The sequence below is a fragment of the Lysinibacillus sp. NPDC097195 genome, from assembly GCF_044762075.1.
Classification (GTDB): Bacteria; Bacillota; Bacilli; order Bacillales_A; family Planococcaceae; genus Lysinibacillus.
In genome coordinates, this window is sequence record NZ_JBIWDP010000001.1 from 1 (window position 1) to 16922 (window position 16922).

General features: G+C 39.8%; 17 protein-coding genes and 7 tRNA genes. 19 read left to right on the forward strand and 5 right to left on the reverse strand.

Annotated elements, in window-relative coordinates; translation table 11 throughout:
- Nucleotides 1–15 precede the first annotated feature (15 nt).
- The 12 genes from ACIQXI_RS00005 (at nucleotide 16) to ACIQXI_RS00060 (ending at nucleotide 5264) form a co-directional block, all read left to right on the forward strand.
- Nucleotides 16–91: transfer RNA gene (locus ACIQXI_RS00005), tRNA-Asp, on the forward strand.
- A gap of 28 nt (nucleotides 92–119) precedes the next feature.
- Nucleotides 120–195, forward strand: a tRNA-Phe gene (locus tag ACIQXI_RS00010).
- Nucleotides 196–200: 5 nt separating this feature from the next.
- Nucleotides 201–274: transfer RNA gene (locus ACIQXI_RS00015), tRNA-Gly, on the forward strand.
- A 3-nt stretch (nucleotides 275–277) separates the two neighbouring features.
- Nucleotides 278–354: transfer RNA gene (locus tag ACIQXI_RS00020), tRNA-Ile, on the forward strand.
- Between the two features lie 4 nt (nucleotides 355–358).
- Nucleotides 359–435, forward strand: a tRNA-Asn gene (locus ACIQXI_RS00025).
- 9 nt (nucleotides 436–444) lie between these two features.
- A tRNA-Ser gene (locus ACIQXI_RS00030) sits at nucleotides 445–535 on the forward strand.
- A 2-nt stretch (nucleotides 536–537) separates the two neighbouring features.
- Nucleotides 538–609 (forward strand) — tRNA-Glu (locus ACIQXI_RS00035).
- Between the two features lie 188 nt (nucleotides 610–797).
- Nucleotides 798–2009, forward strand: a complete 1212-nt coding sequence (dpaL, locus tag ACIQXI_RS00040) for a diaminopropionate ammonia-lyase (RefSeq protein ID WP_402920036.1) — start codon at nucleotides 798–800, stop codon at nucleotides 2007–2009.
- Nucleotides 2010–2102: 93 nt separating this feature from the next.
- Nucleotides 2103–2876 carry a DUF7683 domain-containing protein gene (locus ACIQXI_RS00045; RefSeq protein ID WP_402920039.1) on the forward strand — a complete coding sequence of 258 codons (774 nt, stop codon included), beginning with the start codon at nucleotides 2103–2105 and terminating at the stop codon, nucleotides 2874–2876.
- 113 nt (nucleotides 2877–2989) lie between these two features.
- Nucleotides 2990–3751: a MerR family transcriptional regulator gene (locus ACIQXI_RS00050; RefSeq protein WP_402920042.1), complete on the forward strand. Its 762-nt coding sequence runs from the start codon at nucleotides 2990–2992 to the stop codon at nucleotides 3749–3751.
- Nucleotides 3752–3836: 85 nt separating this feature from the next.
- Nucleotides 3837–4274, forward strand: a complete 438-nt coding sequence (locus ACIQXI_RS00055; protein ID WP_402925597.1) for a TraR/DksA C4-type zinc finger protein — start codon at nucleotides 3837–3839, stop codon at nucleotides 4272–4274.
- Between the two features lie 63 nt (nucleotides 4275–4337).
- Complete coding sequence (locus tag ACIQXI_RS00060; RefSeq protein WP_402920045.1) at nucleotides 4338–5264, forward strand: dipeptidase; 927 nt, start codon at nucleotides 4338–4340, stop codon at nucleotides 5262–5264.
- Nucleotides 5265–5408: 144 nt separating this feature from the next.
- On the opposite strand, the gene ACIQXI_RS00065 is transcribed toward ACIQXI_RS00060, so the two are convergent.
- Entirely contained in the window at nucleotides 5409–6329 is a 921-nt protein-coding gene (locus ACIQXI_RS00065) for a 1,4-dihydroxy-2-naphthoate polyprenyltransferase (RefSeq protein ID WP_402920048.1), read from the reverse strand.
- A 364-nt stretch (nucleotides 6330–6693) separates the two neighbouring features.
- On the opposite strand from ACIQXI_RS00065, the gene ACIQXI_RS00070 reads away from it, so the two are divergent.
- From ACIQXI_RS00070 to ACIQXI_RS00095, 6 genes are all read left to right on the forward strand, one after another.
- A complete protein-coding gene (locus tag ACIQXI_RS00070) occupies nucleotides 6694–8079 on the forward strand; it encodes an isochorismate synthase (protein WP_402920050.1) in 1386 nt (461 codons plus the stop codon).
- Nucleotides 8072–9796, forward strand: coding sequence for a 2-succinyl-5-enolpyruvyl-6-hydroxy-3-cyclohexene-1-carboxylic-acid synthase (gene menD, locus ACIQXI_RS00075; protein WP_402920053.1), 1725 nt, complete (start codon nucleotides 8072–8074; stop codon nucleotides 9794–9796). Before ACIQXI_RS00070 ends, menD begins: the two co-directional genes overlap by 8 nt.
- Nucleotides 9784–10593, forward strand: coding sequence for a 2-succinyl-6-hydroxy-2,4-cyclohexadiene-1-carboxylate synthase (menH, locus tag ACIQXI_RS00080; protein WP_402920056.1), 810 nt, complete (start codon nucleotides 9784–9786; stop codon nucleotides 10591–10593). The genes menD and menH overlap by 13 nt, the downstream gene beginning before the upstream one ends.
- Before the next feature lie 64 nt (nucleotides 10594–10657).
- Nucleotides 10658–11476, forward strand: coding sequence for a 1,4-dihydroxy-2-naphthoyl-CoA synthase (gene menB, locus ACIQXI_RS00085; protein ID WP_054767225.1), 819 nt, complete (start codon nucleotides 10658–10660; stop codon nucleotides 11474–11476).
- 133 nt (nucleotides 11477–11609) lie between these two features.
- Nucleotides 11610–13046 (forward strand): o-succinylbenzoate--CoA ligase, encoded by a 1437-nt coding sequence (locus ACIQXI_RS00090; RefSeq protein WP_402920060.1) that lies wholly within the window; start codon nucleotides 11610–11612, stop codon nucleotides 13044–13046.
- Nucleotides 13047–13285: 239 nt separating this feature from the next.
- Entirely contained in the window at nucleotides 13286–14518 is a 1233-nt protein-coding gene (locus ACIQXI_RS00095) for a transglutaminase domain-containing protein (protein WP_402920062.1), read from the forward strand.
- On the opposite strand, the gene ACIQXI_RS00100 is transcribed toward ACIQXI_RS00095, so the two are convergent.
- From ACIQXI_RS00100 to ytzI, 4 genes are all read right to left on the reverse strand, one after another.
- Complete coding sequence (locus ACIQXI_RS00100; protein WP_402920065.1) at nucleotides 14460–15476, reverse strand: metal ABC transporter solute-binding protein, Zn/Mn family; 1017 nt, start codon at nucleotides 15474–15476, stop codon at nucleotides 14460–14462. The genes ACIQXI_RS00095 and ACIQXI_RS00100 overlap by 59 nt on opposite strands.
- A gap of 107 nt (nucleotides 15477–15583) precedes the next feature.
- Nucleotides 15584–15817, reverse strand: coding sequence for a membrane protein insertion efficiency factor YidD (yidD, locus tag ACIQXI_RS00105; protein ID WP_402920068.1), 234 nt, complete (start codon nucleotides 15815–15817; stop codon nucleotides 15584–15586).
- Nucleotides 15814–15975, reverse strand: a complete 162-nt coding sequence (locus ACIQXI_RS00110; RefSeq protein ID WP_402920071.1) for a hypothetical protein — start codon at nucleotides 15973–15975, stop codon at nucleotides 15814–15816. Before ACIQXI_RS00110 ends, yidD begins: the two co-directional genes overlap by 4 nt.
- A gap of 64 nt (nucleotides 15976–16039) precedes the next feature.
- Complete coding sequence (gene ytzI / locus ACIQXI_RS00115; RefSeq protein ID WP_402920074.1) at nucleotides 16040–16186, reverse strand: YtzI protein; 147 nt, start codon at nucleotides 16184–16186, stop codon at nucleotides 16040–16042.
- 132 nt (nucleotides 16187–16318) lie between these two features.
- Between ytzI and ACIQXI_RS00120 the strand changes: the two genes are divergently transcribed.
- Entirely contained in the window at nucleotides 16319–16636 is a 318-nt protein-coding gene (locus ACIQXI_RS00120) for a transposase (RefSeq protein ID WP_402920077.1), read from the forward strand.
- The last annotated feature ends 286 nt before the right edge of the window (nucleotides 16637–16922 follow it).

A 16922-nucleotide genomic window follows, 5' to 3' on the forward strand; every position in this document is an offset into this window, starting at 1 on the left:
CCCCCGCAACCAAATGGTCCCGTGGTGTAGCGGTTAACATGCCTGCCTGTCACGCAGGAGATCGCCGGTTCGATCCCGGTCGGGACCGCCATTTTAAAATAGGTTCAGTAAAAGTATATGGGTCAGTAGCTCAGTTGGTAGAGCATTAGATTGAAGCTCTAAGTGTCGGCGGTTCGATTCCGTCCTGACCCACCATACACGCGGGTGTAGTTTAATGGTAAAACCTCAGCCTTCCAAGCTGATGTCGTGGGTTCGATTCCCATCACCCGCTCCAAATGGGCCTATAGCTCAGCTGGTTAGAGCGCACGCCTGATAAGCGTGAGGTCGATGGTTCGAGTCCATTTAGGCCCACCATTATTCCGAAGTAGCTCAGTTGGTAGTAGCACCTGACTGTTAATCAGGTTGTCGCAGGTTCGAGTCCTGCCTTCGGAGCCATTTTTTTGTGGGGAAGTACTCAAGAGGCTGAAGAGGCGCCCCTGCTAAGGGTGTAGGTCGGGTAACCGGCGCGAGGGTTCAAATCCCTCCTTCTCCGCCATTGGCCCCTTGGTCAAGCGGTTAAGACACCGCCCTTTCACGGCGGTAACACGGGTTCGAATCCCGTAGGGGTCATACTAAAAAGCAGTAAATGTGAATATCACATTTACTGCTTTTTTTTACTGGATTGAAAGTTTGGTAGCGAACTGTCTAGCATCTACAACGTATGCACTGTATGCTTATTTATTGTTGCATACTATTATTTTTATTTAATTGAATTTTCAGGTAATATAGTAGTAGACAATAAATAGAGGGGGATATGTATGAGTAGCAACTTGAAATGGGAATATAATCGACAATATTTTTTACAGGACAATATAGACAGTGTGGCATCTACACTACAACATTTTACACTGGAACAGGTGCATCGTGTAGAACGATTTCAACATACATATGAAGGGTTTGAAAAAACGCCTTTACGAAGATTAGATTATTTAGCATCCCATTTAGAGGTCAATAAAATTTTCGTTAAAGATGAGTCATTTCGCTTTGGATTAAATGCATTTAAGGTTTTAGGGGGCATTTATGCAATAGGACAGTATGTTGCGAAATTGCTAGGTAAACATATTGATGAACTGTCATTTGAACAATTAAAGTCGCCTGAAATAAAAGAACAACTAGGCGATTTAACCTTTATTTCAACGACAGATGGCAATCATGGGCGAGGTGTTGCATGGGCTGCTAGGGAACTAGGTTGTAAAGCGCGAGTATATATGCCAGCTGGCAGTGCAGAAGAACGCTTGCAAAATATAAAGAATGAAGGAGCTTATGCGGAAATCACAACAATGAATTATGATGATACGGTCCGTTATACGTCGCAGTTGGCAGAAGAAAATGGCTGGGTTATCATACAGGATACGATGTGGGATGGTTATGAAGAAATTCCTTTATGGATTATGCAAGGCTATACAACTTTAGCGAAAGAAGCGGTCGATCAGTTGGAAGAAGCACCAAGCCATGTGTTTTTGCAGGCTGGAGTTGGTTCCTTCGCAGGTGCAGTCGTTGCTTTTCTGCAACATTTTTATGGAAAACAATTAACATTTGTTTTAGTAGAACCAGACGCAGCGAATTGTTTTTATGAAAGTTTTAAACAGGGAACGGAGCAATTTGTTACTGTCGGTGGCGACATGCAAACGATTATGGCAGGGTTAGCATGTGGAGAACCAAATCCTATGGCGTGGGATATTTTAAAAACCTATACGACAGTTAGTATTAGTTGTAATGAAATTGTAGCTGCAACTGGCATGCGTGTACTAGCGAACCCCCTTGCTTCGGATCAACGCATCATTGCAGGTGAATCAGGCGCAGCCCCGTTCGGATGTTTTTATGAATTAATGACAAATAAGGATTACCAAGATTTAAAGGCAGCTTTGCAGTTAAATAAACAATCAAACATACTATTTGTGAATACAGAGGGAGACACGGACGTAGAAAACTACCGAAATATTGTGTGGCATGGTAAGTATGCAAAATAGTACAAGTGAGCATCTCTCGGTTGATTGAGATGCTTTTTTATATTATAAAAAAATGGACATGACACGATGATTATTGGACAAGAGGTGATTTAAGTGAGTAATCACATAAAATACCAATGGAGAATAACGAAATATAATCCTGACTTCCGAAATAATGAGGGGCATTACACGAAGGACGTGGAATGGACAAGTCCATCTCATATTGGGAAGACAATCGATGGTGAAATCTTTACAGTAGAAAATTATATAGAGGTCGAAACTGCTTATATTGCTACAATCATGAAGTTTTTACATGTCAATGATATAAAATCATTAACAATGATTAACACGACTTATATTGATGTAGGGTTAGATTCTGCTTTGTATAACCAATTGTATGATGAAAAATTTGACAATCTTCACTTAAAAGAAGATCAAGAGGTAACGATTGATCAAATTCCGCTCATTGCCAAAATGGTGTTACGGGGTTTTCTATTTTGTCATTTCATCGCTGCAGATTTTTTTGTCCATTTTGGAGATGACTATTATATGTTTATTGGAACCAATCATTACCAAGAGGAACCATTACAATTTGCGCGGGAACATCATTTATTTGTAGAAGAAATGATTTCTCCATTTTATATTCGTGAAGAGAGCATCGAAAGAATGATCATGTGGACGCCATTTCATGAAGATACCGTAGTAGGCGAGGAAATACTAATAGACATTTCACTAGAGGAATATAGGGAAATATTGCACCTGTCAAATATTCATCCAGTTGTCGGGGTCTTTCCAATTACAGCGAGTAACCAACCGTTTTTTCAAAAAAAGTTAAAACATAAAATGGATATGAATAAGTATCAATATTATCTATGTGCGGGGGATTGATGGTAAGCGCTGTGGCAGGTAGTAAAGTGGCCACAGCTTTTTTTTTTTATTTAAATAGCCCTTGACCTTAACGCTACGTCAAGGTTTACAGTATGGATATGGAGGTGAAAGTAATGGAATATACGATTCAGCAACTTGCTAAATTGTCAGGGGTTAGTACGAGAACATTGCGCTATTACGATGAAATTCATTTGCTAAAGCCGGCAAGAACGAATGAGGCAGGCTATCGCTTTTATGGGCAGCATGAAGTCGATATGCTGCAGCAAATATTGTTTTATCGAGCGCTGGATATGAAGCTAGAAATGATTCACAATATTATTCACGCACCGGATTTTCAACATACTGCTGCATTAAAAACACACCGCGATGCTTTACTGCAACGAAAAAAACAGCTAGATCAATTATTAAAAACAGTGGAACAAACAATCCAATCGATTGAGGGGGAACGTCCAATGACGAACGAAGAGAAATTTGAAGGCTTTAAACAACAGTTAATTGAAGAAAATGAAAAACAATATGGTCAAGAAATTCGTGCCAACTACGGTCAAGAAACCGTGGATGCAGCGAATGCAAAGTTTAGAAATTTAACAGAGGAGCAGTATAAGGCGATGCAACAACTAGAACAGCAATTATTTGAACGTTTAAAAGAAGCAATGGCTATTGGCGATGTAAAGAATGATATTTCGATGGAAGTTGCAGAGCTTCATAAGCGATGGCTGAGCTTTTCATGGCCGCAATATTCAAAGGAAGCACATGCTGGTTTAGCGCAAATGTATATAGCGGATGATCGTTTCACTGCTTATTACGATAACCATGTAGCAGCAGGAGCTAGTCAATTTCTCCATGATGTCATTCAAGAATATACACAAATCTAAAAGAAACCTTCTCATACGGATGTTTTGGAAATCACAATTAAGGAAAAAATAAAAGTATGAGGAGGCGATTTTTTTGGAACAACAGATGATTGAGAAGTTTAAAAAACAATTACAGCAGGAATTACATGAAATCGAACAGCAACTTGAGGAATCAGAGCGACCACAGGCAACAGAGCTCTCCAATTACGATAATCATCCAGCAGATAATGCAAGTGATTTAACAGACCAACTTACAGAGATGGCTATTGATGAGCATCGCAGTGATCATGCAGAGGAAATACAACAGGCCCTTCAAGCAATAGAAGATGGAACATACGGCAAGTGCTCGGAATGTGGCGAAGAAATTCCGCTAGGTCGCTTAGAAGCGATGCCACATGCATTAACATGTGTAGAGCATGCGGAGCAACGAGATGATTTACTACGACCAGTAGAAGAAGAAGTACTATCTTCATTACCTAAATCTGATGATTTTGAAGAGCTAGAGGAATTCGGCTCGTCAGATACACCAGCAGATAGAATGTAAAGATACACGCATTCCTTCCCATTTATTCCCTTGAACAGTATAATAACTGTATGAGGTGATAACATGGAAGTAATTGATTTACACTGTGATGTATTGTATAAGCTAACGACACTTGAAGCGCCAAAATTTGCGGATGATGTAAGGTTACATGCGAATAAAGAAAGATTACAACTAGGGCAAGTAAAGGCACAAGTCTTTGCGATTTTTATTGACCCTGCGCTACCACAAAATATGCAATTTTTAGAGGTAATGCGGCAAATTGAAGCCTTTCATACACAAGTATTACAAACGGAAGGTATGGTGCATATTACAGACTGGTTACAACTAGATACGTTGGCACCGCATGAAATAGGCGCGATATTAAGCTTAGAAGGTTGTAGTGCAATAGGCGATGATCTAACGAAGCTTTCAGCTGTATTGGATGCAGGTGTTATGCTAGTCGGTCTAACATGGAATGAAGAGAATGCTGTAGGTTACGGAGCTGAACAGGATGCTAGTCTTGGTTTAAAGCCATTTGGTAAGGAAGTTGTCAAGATGCTAAATGAGCGGGATATCATTATCGATGTATCGCATTTAAATGAGCAAGGGTTCTGGGATGTGCTGCCGCTAGCAAAGCATCTTATCGCCAGCCATAGCAATGCACGTGCGATTTGTGACCATCCACGTAATTTAACCGATTCACAGGCTAAAGCTCTTGTCGAGCATGGAGGTCATATTCATATAGTTTACTTCCCACGTTTTATTGGAGAAAATGCAACGATGGATGATTTAATTGTACATGTAAAGCATTTAGCGAGCATCGTTGGGATTGAGCATCTTGGGCTCGGTTCTGATTTTGATGGGATAGATATGACGGTCAATGGTCTTGCGCATGCAGGTGAGGTGCAAAATGTATTAGAGCATTTACGTGAGCATTTTGCAGATAACGAAGTGCGTGGCATAGCACACAATAATTTTAGGCAGTATATCAAAAGAGCGGCAACCAAGTAAAGTTGCTTTATAGTAAAGACCAAAAGCATCAAGAAGTTTATTTCTGGATGCCTTTGGTCTTTTTTAATTCTATTGACATGTTCAGTTGATGGAAAGCGTCCGCACGCAGCAGAAATCAACGACAGTAATCACAACTTGTCCACATTAATAAAAGAAATAATTTACTAATAAACCGATTCCGAGTAGGAATCCGAAGAATGTATTTGTTTGCGCTGTGAATTTCATCGCTGGCATTACTTCCTTGGCTTCTTTTTTATCGCGGAAAATTTGGATAGCTCGCAGTGGTTTCGGGATGCATAGGAAAATAATTAGCGACCAAAAAGTAATACCATCAATGGCAACTAATGCAATAACCCAAAGGTACGAAACAATGAAGAAGCCTGATAATACAGAAATAGCACGGTCACGGCCCACTAAGATAGCAAGTGTTTTACGTCCACCTTCTGTATCGCCAACGATATCTCGAATATTGTTCGAAAGCATGATAGCACCAACTAAAATCATACTCGGAACAGACAGTAATACTGCATCTAAAGTTATCGTTAGTGTTTGAATATAAAAGGCGATTAAGACAATACCCATCCCCATAACTGCACCTGAAACAAGCTCTCCAAATGGCGAGTAGGCGATAGGATACGGTCCTCCAGTATATAGAAAACCAATCAGCATACATACTAGTCCAACTGCAGCAAGCCACCAAGATGTTGAGGCACAAATATAAATGCCAAGTAGCATGGCTATTGCATAAAAGCTTAAGGCAATGATCATAATTGTTTTCGGTTGGACTCCATGACGGACAATTGTGCCGCCAATGCCGACAGAATGTTCGTTATCTAATCCTAACTTGTAATCATAATATTCGTTGAACATATTTGTTGCTGCTTGAATGAGCATACTCGCAATTAGCATAGCAAAAAATAGTCCGAAATGAATTGTTTCTTTTTCAATTGCAAGCGCAATTGCTGTTCCTAAAAATACTGGAACGAATGAAGCGGTTAAAGTATGTGGGCGCGTTAAATGCCACCAAACTTTAAAACCCCTATCAGCTTCAATGACTTTGGTCATAAGGTCTTTCTCTCCTTCAACTATTGTAGACTCTTCTTATTTTATACGAAGAAAGAGAAAATGGATAGGTTCACAGCTTATTACATACAGTTATGTTTAAAAAAATGATACAATAGTACATGCATTTAAGAGATGGGAAGATAAAATAAGCTTATCGTAGCACTTGAAACAAAGAAGCCGTCAAACATATAGGACGGCTATTTTAGCGCAACAAGTAATGCGAAAGACGGATGTCTCAGGTGTTTTTGTGTGTGAAATCGCCACGACAGACGTATGATATTAAATACGTGCAAGTAACAGCAACACGTACTGTAGCGCGAAAACATAATGGATTATGTACATTGCAATAACGGAGGTAATTTTCATGCAACAGAAGTGGTACCAAGCCACAGAAGTAGAAGTGGACTCTTTGGGCCAAAACCTTCATTTTTATATGGAAACAATCGAAGTAAGTCGCTTATCAGCGCTTGCATTTTATGCGGCGGGTGAGGAGCGTTATAAAGGTGAACGATTTTATTGGCAAAATAGAGAAAAAACAATGACATTAGTGGGGCTAGGACATGCCCATACAATTCAAAATAACGCAAAAAATGACCGCTTTGATGCTGTAGAAGCTGAATGGAAAAGTATAACGAAAAATTGCGTAAAAGGGCAGGCTGAACTACAACCAATTTTGTTCGGCGGTTTTACATTCGACCCGCAAAATAGTGTCAATGGAGAGTGGACAGACTTCCCAGAGGCTTATTTTGCCTTGGCAACGTATCAGCTTGTATTACGCGATGACAAAGCCTTTGTAAGTATTCACCTTATCGCACAAGCTACGCAAGCAGAAGAACAATTTGAAGCGCTACGTAACGAGCGAAATCAATTAATCGATGCTGCGCAAGTTGAACAAGTAAAGATGTATGCGAAACCTGAGATAACTAATTATTTCGAGCCTTATAAGGACCCATATTTAGCGTCCATCGATCAGGTGACAGCGCTTATAAAGGCAAAGCAGGCAGCTAAAGTGGTTATTGCTCGCTCACTCGCCCTGCAATTTAAGGAACAAGTAACGTCGCCGCAAGTATTAGCTCAAATTATTGATGAACAGCCAGAAAGCTATTTATTTGGGTTAGAGTGGCATGATTTGTTATTTTTCGGCGCATCGCCAGAGCGTCTTGTAAAAGTGGAAAGTGGTCGTGCATACTCATCATGTGTAGCAGGATCGATTCAACGAGGTAAAACGCCTGAAGAAGATGAGGCTTATGGACAAAGCTTGTTAAATGATCCGAAAAACGGTGGCGAACATCAATATGTAGTCGACATGATTGCAGATACGTTCCGTAAAAACTGTGTTGAGATGACAATACCTGATGGACCACGCTTATTAAAAATTAGAGATATCCAACATTTATATACACCTGTTGAAGGGCAGTTAAATGACGAAGCAACGATTTTGCAGTTAACGAAACATTTACATCCAACGCCTGCTTTAGGTGGTGTGCCTAGAATAGAGGCTATGAGTGCTATTCGTAAATATGAGCCGATGAATCGTGGACTATATGCTGCGCCAATAGGTTGGTTAGATGCAGAGGGCAACGGGGAATTCGCAGTTGCGATTCGTTCAGCAGCTCTCATTAAAGATAAAGCTTATTTATATGCTGGTGGCGGTATTGTAGCTGATTCAGAGCCACAATCTGAATATGAGGAAACATTAGTGAAATTCCGTCCAATGCTTCGAGCGTTAGGAGGACAAGTACATGAGTGAACGAAAAATATTGACTGATTACGTGTATAAAATGGTTGCATCACTTGTACAGGCAGGTGTCCAACATGTTGTTGTAAGTCCAGGATCACGTTCGACACCATTAGCCTATGCCTTTGCTTCATCAAAGCAATTGACGATGTACCGACAAGTAGATGAACGCGCAGCTGCATTTTTTGCACTTGGGATTGCTAAATCTACTGCTAAGCCTGTCGTACTGTTATGTACATCAGGAACTGCTGCGGCTAATTATTATCCAGCAATTGTGGAAGCGAGCTATGCACGAGTACCACTAATTGTTATCACAGCCGACCGTCCACATGAATTACGTGAGGTTGGGGCACCACAAGCCATTAATCAGACAAATTTATATGGGGCTCATGTAAAATGGAGTGTTGATTTCCCGCTAGCAGACGGTGCTGCACCGACATTACCATTTATCGAGCGTCATATTGCACGTGCAGTTGCCATTGCAACAAGTGCACCTTTCGGACCAGTACATCTTAATGTACCATTCCGTGAACCATTGCTTATTGATTTTCTGAAGGAGCTTCCGCCTGTTACGTTTAAGCAAAGTAGTATTGGACAGTTAACACCGCCGATCGATGCACAGTTAGAATTAGCATCTATTTTAAGAGCAACGACAAAAGGATTTATTATTGTTGGGGAACTGCCACTCGGAACAGATTTAACTTTGATGTGGGAGTTTGTGCGAAAATTAAAATGGCCTGTCATCGTTGAGAGTTTATCGAATATGCGAACTTCGGTGCCAGATGATTGTCTACCATATGTTGTGACGACATATGATGCCATTATGAAAAACGAGGACTTTAAAGCGCTTGTTGAACCTGAAACAGTACTTCGCTTAGGAGCGCAGCCTGTATCGAAGTTTGTTATGCAATTTATTACAAAATCACAGCCACAAGCTTATATTGTTGTTGATGAAGACCCGATGTTCCGTGATTCTACAGGGGTATCCACTCATTTTCTGCATGCAAGCATTGGCGACTGGCTCGTACACTTAGACATTACTGAAACTGCGCTAGAAGCGGCGTATTTAGCAGAATGGCAAGATGCTAATGATATTGCACTGGAGTACATTGAGCACTATGCCGAAGGAGCAATTGATGAAGGGGCAATGGTAAGTCGTTTGCTGGAATTAGTACCAAATGGCAGTGATGTTTTTGTTAGCAGTAGTATGCCAATTCGTGATATCGATACATTTTTAATGGCAACGGCAAAGGATATTCGCATTTTTGCGAATCGTGGAGCTAATGGCATTGACGGTGTTGTATCCACTGCAATGGGCTTCAGTCAAGGAAATAGTCGTGAAACATTTTTACTTATTGGGGATTTAGCCTTTTTACATGATGTCAACGGCCTAATTGCGTCACGCTATCAAGCATGTAATATGACCATCATAGTGATGAATAATGATGGTGGCGGTATTTTCTCTTACTTACCACAATCAACGGTAGAAGAACATTACGAAAATCTATTTGGTACACCAACTGCTCTTGAATTCCGTGACATTGCGCGTATGTACGATATGGACTACATTTGTGTTGAAGATATTGCACAGTTAGTGCCGAAATTTAACACGGTAAAGAAAAGTCCATTACGCTTAATAGAAATTTTTACCGATCGAGAAGAAAATGTATATGCCCATCGAGCGCTTTGGAATCGTATTAATGCAGGGTTAAAAGCATGGCAAAGCTAATGATTCGTGGTCTAGAGACACATGTAGATATCTGGAATGAAGCAGCAGAGCAGACAATCGTTGCTCTGCATGGTTTTACAGGAAGTACTGCTACATGGCGGAATTTAGCGGAAGAACTTTCGCATATACGTATCGTGGCGATCGATTTAATCGGACATGGTCAAACAGCAGTACCTGAGCAAGTAAGCCGCTTTGCCATGGCTGAACAACTGCTTGATTTAGAAGAGATTTTTGATCAATTACACTTAGAGAATTTTACATTGCTAGGCTATTCAATGGGGGGGCGTATAGCTTTATCCTATGCGCTCGCATATCCTCACCGTGTAGACAAGTTGGTGTTGGAAAGTGCTTCTCCTGGTTTACGTACTGCAAAAGAACGTTATGAGCGATGTGAGCGTGATGAGGTGTTGGCGAATAAAATTATGCTAAATGGTTTGCAGTCATTCGTTAATGCGTGGGAAAATATCCCTTTGTTTGCATCGCAAAAACGTTTAGCTCAAACTGTAAAACAAGCAGTGAGAACAGAGCGTTTGTCTCAAAGTGAAAAGGGCTTGGCAAACAGTTTACGAGGAATTGGAACGGGCAGACAATCGTCGAACTGGGATAATTTAACGTGTTTAGCATTACCTGTGCTATTAATTACTGGTTCGCTTGATGTGAAATTTTGTAATATTGCATTGGAAATGAAAGCGTTATTAAAAAATGGAAAACATATAACAGTAAATGACGTTGGGCATGCAATTCATGTGGAAAATCCAGCTGAATTTGCTACAATAGTAAATGAGTATTTAACGTAATGTTTTTTACGTTAGCGCCTTGTGTCAGTATAAGGCGAATTTTATAAAATAGGAGGTAATTTCCATGACACGTCAATGGACTACATTACATACTTACGAAGACATTAAGTATGAGTTTTATAACGGTATTGCCAAAGTGACAATTAACCGTCCAGAAGTGCGCAATGCATTTCGACCTAAAACAGTAATGGAAATGATCGATGCATTTTCTCGTGCCCGCGATGATAAAAATGTTGGTGTTATTATTTTAACAGGTGAAGGCGAACACGCTTTCTGTTCAGGTGGGGACCAAAAGGTACGCGGCCATGGTGGCTACGTAGGAGACGATGAAATCCCACGCTTAAACGTACTTGATTTACAACGTTTAATCCGTGTTATTCCAAAACCAGTAGTAGCGATGGTTGCAGGTTATGCAATCGGTGGAGGACACGTATTACACGTTGTATGTGACCTTACAATCGCAGCAGACAATGCGCGTTTCGGACAAACTGGTCCAAAAGTTGGTTCATTTGATGCTGGTTACGGTTCAGGCTATCTTGCACGTATTATCGGTCACAAAAAGGCGCGTGAAATTTGGTACCTTTGCCGTCAATACGATGCACAACAAGCGCTTGATATGGGCTTAGTCAATACAGTTGTTCCTTACGAACAATTGGAAGACGAAACAGTGCAATGGTGTGAAGAAATGCTACAAATGTCACCAACAGCTCTACGCTTCTTAAAAGCAGCAATGAATGCTGATACAGATGGCTTAGCTGGACTTCAACAAATGGCAGGCGATGCTACACTTCTTTACTACACTACTGATGAAGCAAAAGAAGGTCGCGACGCATTTAAAGAAAAACGTCAACCAGACTTTGGTCAATTCCCAAGATTCCCTTGATTCGGAAATGATGGTGGGCTCGTATCTCTTAGTAGATACGAGCTTTTGTTGTTTTAAGGGAAAGACAGACGAATAGACCGCTGATGGAAAAAGCGGTACCATTATCAGTGTAAATGATCGGAGGAAGCAAAGAATGTACCCAAACTGGATTTTACAGCGTGCGTATGTAACGCCATTGCGCAACGCGCTCACATATGAAGGACAAACATGGACATTTCAACAATTAAACGAGCTTTCATTACAACGAGCTCGACAATTAACTGCACTTGGTTTAAAGCCAGGGAATCGCATTGCAATCATGGGACCGAGTAAACCAGCACTGGTCGTCATGATGTATGCTTGTATGCATTTACAATGTGAAATGGTCATGCTGAATCGTCGATTGTCTCAAGCTGAAATTGCCTATCAACTCGAAGATTCACAAGCACAACTTGTACTAGTAGCAGATGAGGATGTAAAAAAATTACCACAAGATATCTTTTACCATGTATTTTCAGCAGTTGAAGAGGGTAAGGAGCAGCAAGTTGAAATTGCTAAAGAATGGTCACTCAATCAAACAACATCGATTATGTATACGTCTGGCACGACAGGCTTCCCTAAGGGCGTTCGTCAAACGGTTGGCAACCACCAGGCAAGTGCAACAGCGTCAGTTCTTAATATTGGCTTACAGGCTGATGATGTTTGGTTGTGTGCAGTACCATTATTCCACATAAGCGGTTTTTCCATTTTAGTACGCTCGTTGTTATATGGCAATAAAGTACATCTCTATGAGCAGTTTAATGTAGAGGCTATCGCGCAAAATATTGGTAATGGCGATGTCACACATATGTCAGTGGTAGCAGTTACGTTGGAGCGCATACTCAATACACTTGAGCGCAACAAAGTACGAGCTTCACCTCACTTTAAATTAATGCTAGCAGGTGGTGGGCCTGTACCTGTAGATTATTTAAAAAGAGCAAGTGCGCTACATTTAGCCGTAGCCCAAACATATGGCATGACAGAAACATCATCGCAAACGGCAACGTTGGCTAGTGAAGACGCGATGAAAAAAATTGGTTCAGCGGGCAAGCCATTATTTTTTAATCAAATCAAAATTGATATGCCAAATGAACATGGAGAGGGCGAAATTTGTATTCGTGGGCCACATGTTACTCCGGGTTATATCGGTCGCTTTGCAGAGAGAAGTGCTACCGAAGAAGGGTGGCTTCATACGGGAGACATTGGTTATCTAGATGAGGAAGGCTATTTGTTCGTCGTCGATCGGCGCGCAGATTTAATTATTTCGGGTGGTGAAAATATTTATCCTGCAGAAGTTGAAAATGTTTTATTGGCGCATCCTGCTGTTCAGGAAGCGGGTGTCTGTGGCGTCGAGGATGATAAATGGGGTCAGGTGCCAATCGCTTTTGTCGTGTTAAAAGAACAGCTGGCATTGGGAGTATTACAGCAGTATTGCGAGAACAATCTTGCTAAATATAAAGTACCGAAACAATTTATTGTCGTTGATGAACTTCCACGTAATGGAGCCAATAAGTTGCTAAGAAGAAAATTAGCCGCATTACTTAAAGAATAATAAATCTCTATTTAGATATACTTAATTCATAAAAATCCACTATGCTATTCGTGGGCACAACGTAAGCTGCAACCTTCGCTATGCTGAGCTAGTTGCAGCTTACGTTTTGTGCGTCGCTGCAGGCGTACGTGGATTTTTGACCACTTAATTCTGAATATTCAAAATTGTTTGGGTGCCAGGCACTTGTCATAATAATTAATAGGGAGGCATAAACTATTTAGTAAAGGAGAATGACTCATATGAGAAAATATATATATAATGTTGTCATTATATTATTTGTTTTGCAAATGAGTCATGTGCAAGTATTCGCAAATACTGAACAACCCAATATCGCAACAGCTAATTCAATAGAAACATTACAACAGCAAATTCAGAATGAAGTGATGCAATTATCAACTGAATTTGATATTCGATACACTGGTAAAACATCTGAATTAAAAGACCAACTAACAGCGCTTATAAAACATGCTATTACAGATCCATATATTTACGCCAATATTTCCAGTTTTCAATGGAAGTACGATGGCTATGCCAATAATATTGTCATTCAATTTCGTTTTACCTATCATATTACACAGGAAGAGGAGGCATTTGTAGAACAATCATTGACAACTATTGTTGCATCGATGCATGGACTAAGCGAACTGGAGAAAATACAGGCTGCACATGATTATATCGTCTTAACTTCTGAGTATTCAAAAGATAGTGTAGGAAGTCAATATTCCCCTTATACGTTGCTTACCGAAAACAAGGGTGTCTGTCAAGCCTATGCTTTAGTGCTTTATCGGATGTTAGAAATGCTTGGCTTTGAAGTACAATATGTACCAGGTAAAGTAGGAGAACAATTACATGCGTGGGTGTTAGTAAAGCTTGATAATGCGTGGTATCATGTTGACGTTACATGGGATGATCCTTTGCCAGATCATATGGGTGAGGTACGTTATAACTATTTCCTTGTATCTGATAAACAATTAGCGCAAGATCACACATGGGATTATGCAAGTTTTCCAGCGGCTACAAGTGAAAAATACGCAGATTGGCAGCAAAAAAGTAGGGTTGAAGTTCTGACAAAACCATTAATGAATGCTTTTAACATTAATAGGGGGCTAGCTTTGCTTGAAAACCGAACGTTTCTTTTAGAGCAAATAGTAGAGAAGACGCCTCTATTATCGAATAACGATCAAGGTAGCAGCAAGCCTGTTCAAATAGTTTTTAATATAGAAAATGAAAAAGTCATGTTAGAAAGCAACATGACCCTTCGTCCACTCATTGTGAAGACTAATGCGATAGTGGGCTACAAAAAGCTAAAAAGCTTTGTTAAGACTGAAAAGAGAATGCCACAAGAAAAATACGTCATAATAAAGGAGGTGTCCCCTATGCATTACGGGGCACCTCCTTCTTCAGGACAGTGTACTACTTTTGTTCATTTAGAGCAGTTTCTAAAGTCTTCATATTTTTCTTCATTAAAGTAAAGTACGTTTCATTATTTTTTACATCGTCGCTAGTTAATACACTTAAATTGTGCAATACAAGTGATTGCGCACCCACTTCTTTTTGAATGACCTCGGCTAATTTAGAAGAAACATTTTGCTCGAATAAAATATAATGAATATTTAAGTCATTTGCCTTATCAACGATTGCTGTTAGTTCTTTTTGGGAAGGTTCATTTTGTGAGTTTAAACCGGCAATTGGCACTTGTGTGAAGCCATATTGACCTGCGATATAACCAAATGCAGCGTGTGACACAAAGAAAGTTTTGCTGTTAGTTGCAGAAGCCATCGCTTTATAGTCGTTGTCTAAATCTTGTAGCTCTTTTACTAATGCTTCATAATTGGCTGTGAATGTTGCTTCTTGTGCTGGCATTTTTTTAACTAACGTATTTTTAATCGATAATGCTAAATCTTGACTAATAACAGGTGACAGCCATACATGTGGATCAACACTACCGTGCTCGTGATCTCCATCTTCGTCATGGTGATGATCTTCCTCCGTAGCGCCATGTTCATGGTCAGCTTCGTCTTCCTCGTCGTGCGAATGACCAGTGCTGATTGCTAATTGTTCATCGGAAAGTTCAGCTGCCGTAGCGACCATTGTGACATCCTCATTGGCTAATGTCTTTTTAGCATTTTCAACAAAGCCCTCTAAACCTAAGCCAATATAAAAAAATACATCCGCATCGGCTAATTTCATCATATCCTTTTGTGTAGGCTCGAAAGTATGCTCATTGGAGCCAGGTGGATAAATTGAAGACACTTCTACGTAGTCGCCACCGATACGCTCTGTAAAGTAACTTAATGGATAGACAGTCGTATAGACGGATAACTTGTCTTGATTATCCGCACTTTGTTTCGATGTTGATGATTTATCACCACAGGCAGCTGTAAATAGGGCTAGCACAGTAACTAAGAAAAATAGAAACACTTTTTTCATAATAATAGATACCTCTTTCAAATAGTAATGATTACGATTTGTTTTTTTAACAGTTACTATAATAACGCACATCAGAAAAAAGTACAAGAAAAAATGACCTCCGAAAATTAATTCTTTTTCGAAGGCCATTTTTCAGGCACAGGATCAAAGCCACCAGGATGAAGTGGTTGGCATTTTAATATGCGGATAACGGTTAATATCAGACCTTTAATAGCACCGTGTTTTTGAAAAGCTTCGAGTCCATAGGAAGAACAAGTTGGGTGGAAGCGGCACGTTGGTGGCGTCATAGGTGAGATGAATTTTCTGTAAAACTGAATGAGCCATATAAAGGGATATTTCATGCTTGACCATCCTTGTGATGTGTATTGGTTTGCTCAGGCTTAGCATCAATTGTTTGTGTAAAAAAATCGCCTTTTTTCTTGAGAATAACAATGACAGAGATGCCAAACATGAGCATCATCATCGCAATCATAATTATTATTGGTAATGGCACACCCATTGTATTCACTCCAAATTCTATTTAAAAGTATAAGAGATGTTACGACAACTTGTCCAAATTTGGACTATTCATCATGGTGATGGAAACTATTTTTCGGCTTGTCATCTACCGTATGTTTAAAGGCATAAGCACGGTTCACACTGACAATTGTAGCGATTGTTATCAACATAACAATAATAATGGCTAGTGTTAAGAGCGAGATTAAACTCATTGTATCACTCCGTTCTTATTCATTATACCTATTATAAATTAGAAGCTCTAGTTTAGTTGTGAAGGAAGTTTGACATTCCAGCGAATAAAACAAGCTCTTTGCCACCATACTAAGGAAAAAGGGGTGGTTTATATGGATCGTCAGCGTGTCTATTTTTCACTTGCCCAGAAAACGTATTATACAAATCCATATGAGGGACAATGGAATTTTGAGCTTAATGTAGATCGACAAGCATTGGATGTTTTTGAAAAAATATTTCAACAAATGCAAATGTTAGAAATTGCTAATGGTTGGCGCGCACAATTGCCCTATTTGCAATATCATTTGGACAGAGAAAATGATGAATTAGATTTACGTTTAAAGAAAATTTACGCTCTTATCCATGAATATGGGGATGACGATACAAAGGAATTTGTAGAGCAGCTCCCTTATTTTAATAAACGTGTCTAGCGAATTAGCTAGACATTTTTTTATTACAAAGGATAGAGCACTTATGCCAAACCTACGATAGCTAATTTTCAGGTGGTTAGTCAACTTATAAGTTGATTGTTGAGGATAATGTGCAATATCATAGTAGCAGGGCAATTCCAAAATCGATTACATATTTTGTATATGTCACTTTCGCAGAAGCATATATAATTGCTTAGGTTACTTATTGAAGTAGTGGGAGGAACTTTATATGACCTCGCAATTTACGAAATAATAAGACGAAGAACATAATGAATACATTCGTTAC

What these genes read in the sequence shown, in the direction of transcription:
- ACIQXI_RS00060 (WP_402920045.1), top strand. Translation starts at nt 4,338, where the DNA reads ATGGAAGTAATTGATTTACACTGTGATGTATTGTATAAGCTAACGACA.
- ACIQXI_RS00070 (WP_402920050.1), top strand. Translation starts at nt 6,694, where the DNA reads ATGCAACAGAAGTGGTACCAAGCCACAGAAGTAGAAGTGGACTCTTTG.
- ACIQXI_RS00120 (WP_402920077.1), top strand. Translation starts at nt 16,319, where the DNA reads ATGGATCGTCAGCGTGTCTATTTTTCACTTGCCCAGAAAACGTATTAT.
- ACIQXI_RS00095 (WP_402920062.1), top strand. Translation starts at nt 13,286, where the DNA reads ATGAGAAAATATATATATAATGTTGTCATTATATTATTTGTTTTGCAA.
- ACIQXI_RS00050 (WP_402920042.1), top strand. Translation starts at nt 2,990, where the DNA reads ATGGAATATACGATTCAGCAACTTGCTAAATTGTCAGGGGTTAGTACG.
- dpaL (WP_402920036.1), top strand. Translation starts at nt 798, where the DNA reads ATGAGTAGCAACTTGAAATGGGAATATAATCGACAATATTTTTTACAG.
- yidD (WP_402920068.1), bottom strand. Translation starts at nt 15,817, where the DNA reads ATGAAATATCCCTTTATATGGCTCATTCAGTTTTACAGAAAATTCATC.
- ACIQXI_RS00090 (WP_402920060.1), top strand. Translation starts at nt 11,610, where the DNA reads ATGTACCCAAACTGGATTTTACAGCGTGCGTATGTAACGCCATTGCGC.
- ACIQXI_RS00055 (WP_402925597.1), top strand. Translation starts at nt 3,837, where the DNA reads ATGATTGAGAAGTTTAAAAAACAATTACAGCAGGAATTACATGAAATC.
- menB (WP_054767225.1), top strand. Translation starts at nt 10,658, where the DNA reads ATGACACGTCAATGGACTACATTACATACTTACGAAGACATTAAGTAT.
- ytzI (WP_402920074.1), bottom strand. Translation starts at nt 16,186, where the DNA reads ATGAGTTTAATCTCGCTCTTAACACTAGCCATTATTATTGTTATGTTG.
- menD (WP_402920053.1), top strand. Translation starts at nt 8,072, where the DNA reads ATGAGTGAACGAAAAATATTGACTGATTACGTGTATAAAATGGTTGCA.
- ACIQXI_RS00065 (WP_402920048.1), bottom strand. Translation starts at nt 6,329, where the DNA reads ATGACCAAAGTCATTGAAGCTGATAGGGGTTTTAAAGTTTGGTGGCAT.
- menH (WP_402920056.1), top strand. Translation starts at nt 9,784, where the DNA reads ATGGCAAAGCTAATGATTCGTGGTCTAGAGACACATGTAGATATCTGG.
- ACIQXI_RS00100 (WP_402920065.1), bottom strand. Translation starts at nt 15,476, where the DNA reads ATGAAAAAAGTGTTTCTATTTTTCTTAGTTACTGTGCTAGCCCTATTT.
- ACIQXI_RS00110 (WP_402920071.1), bottom strand. Translation starts at nt 15,975, where the DNA reads ATGGGTGTGCCATTACCAATAATAATTATGATTGCGATGATGATGCTC.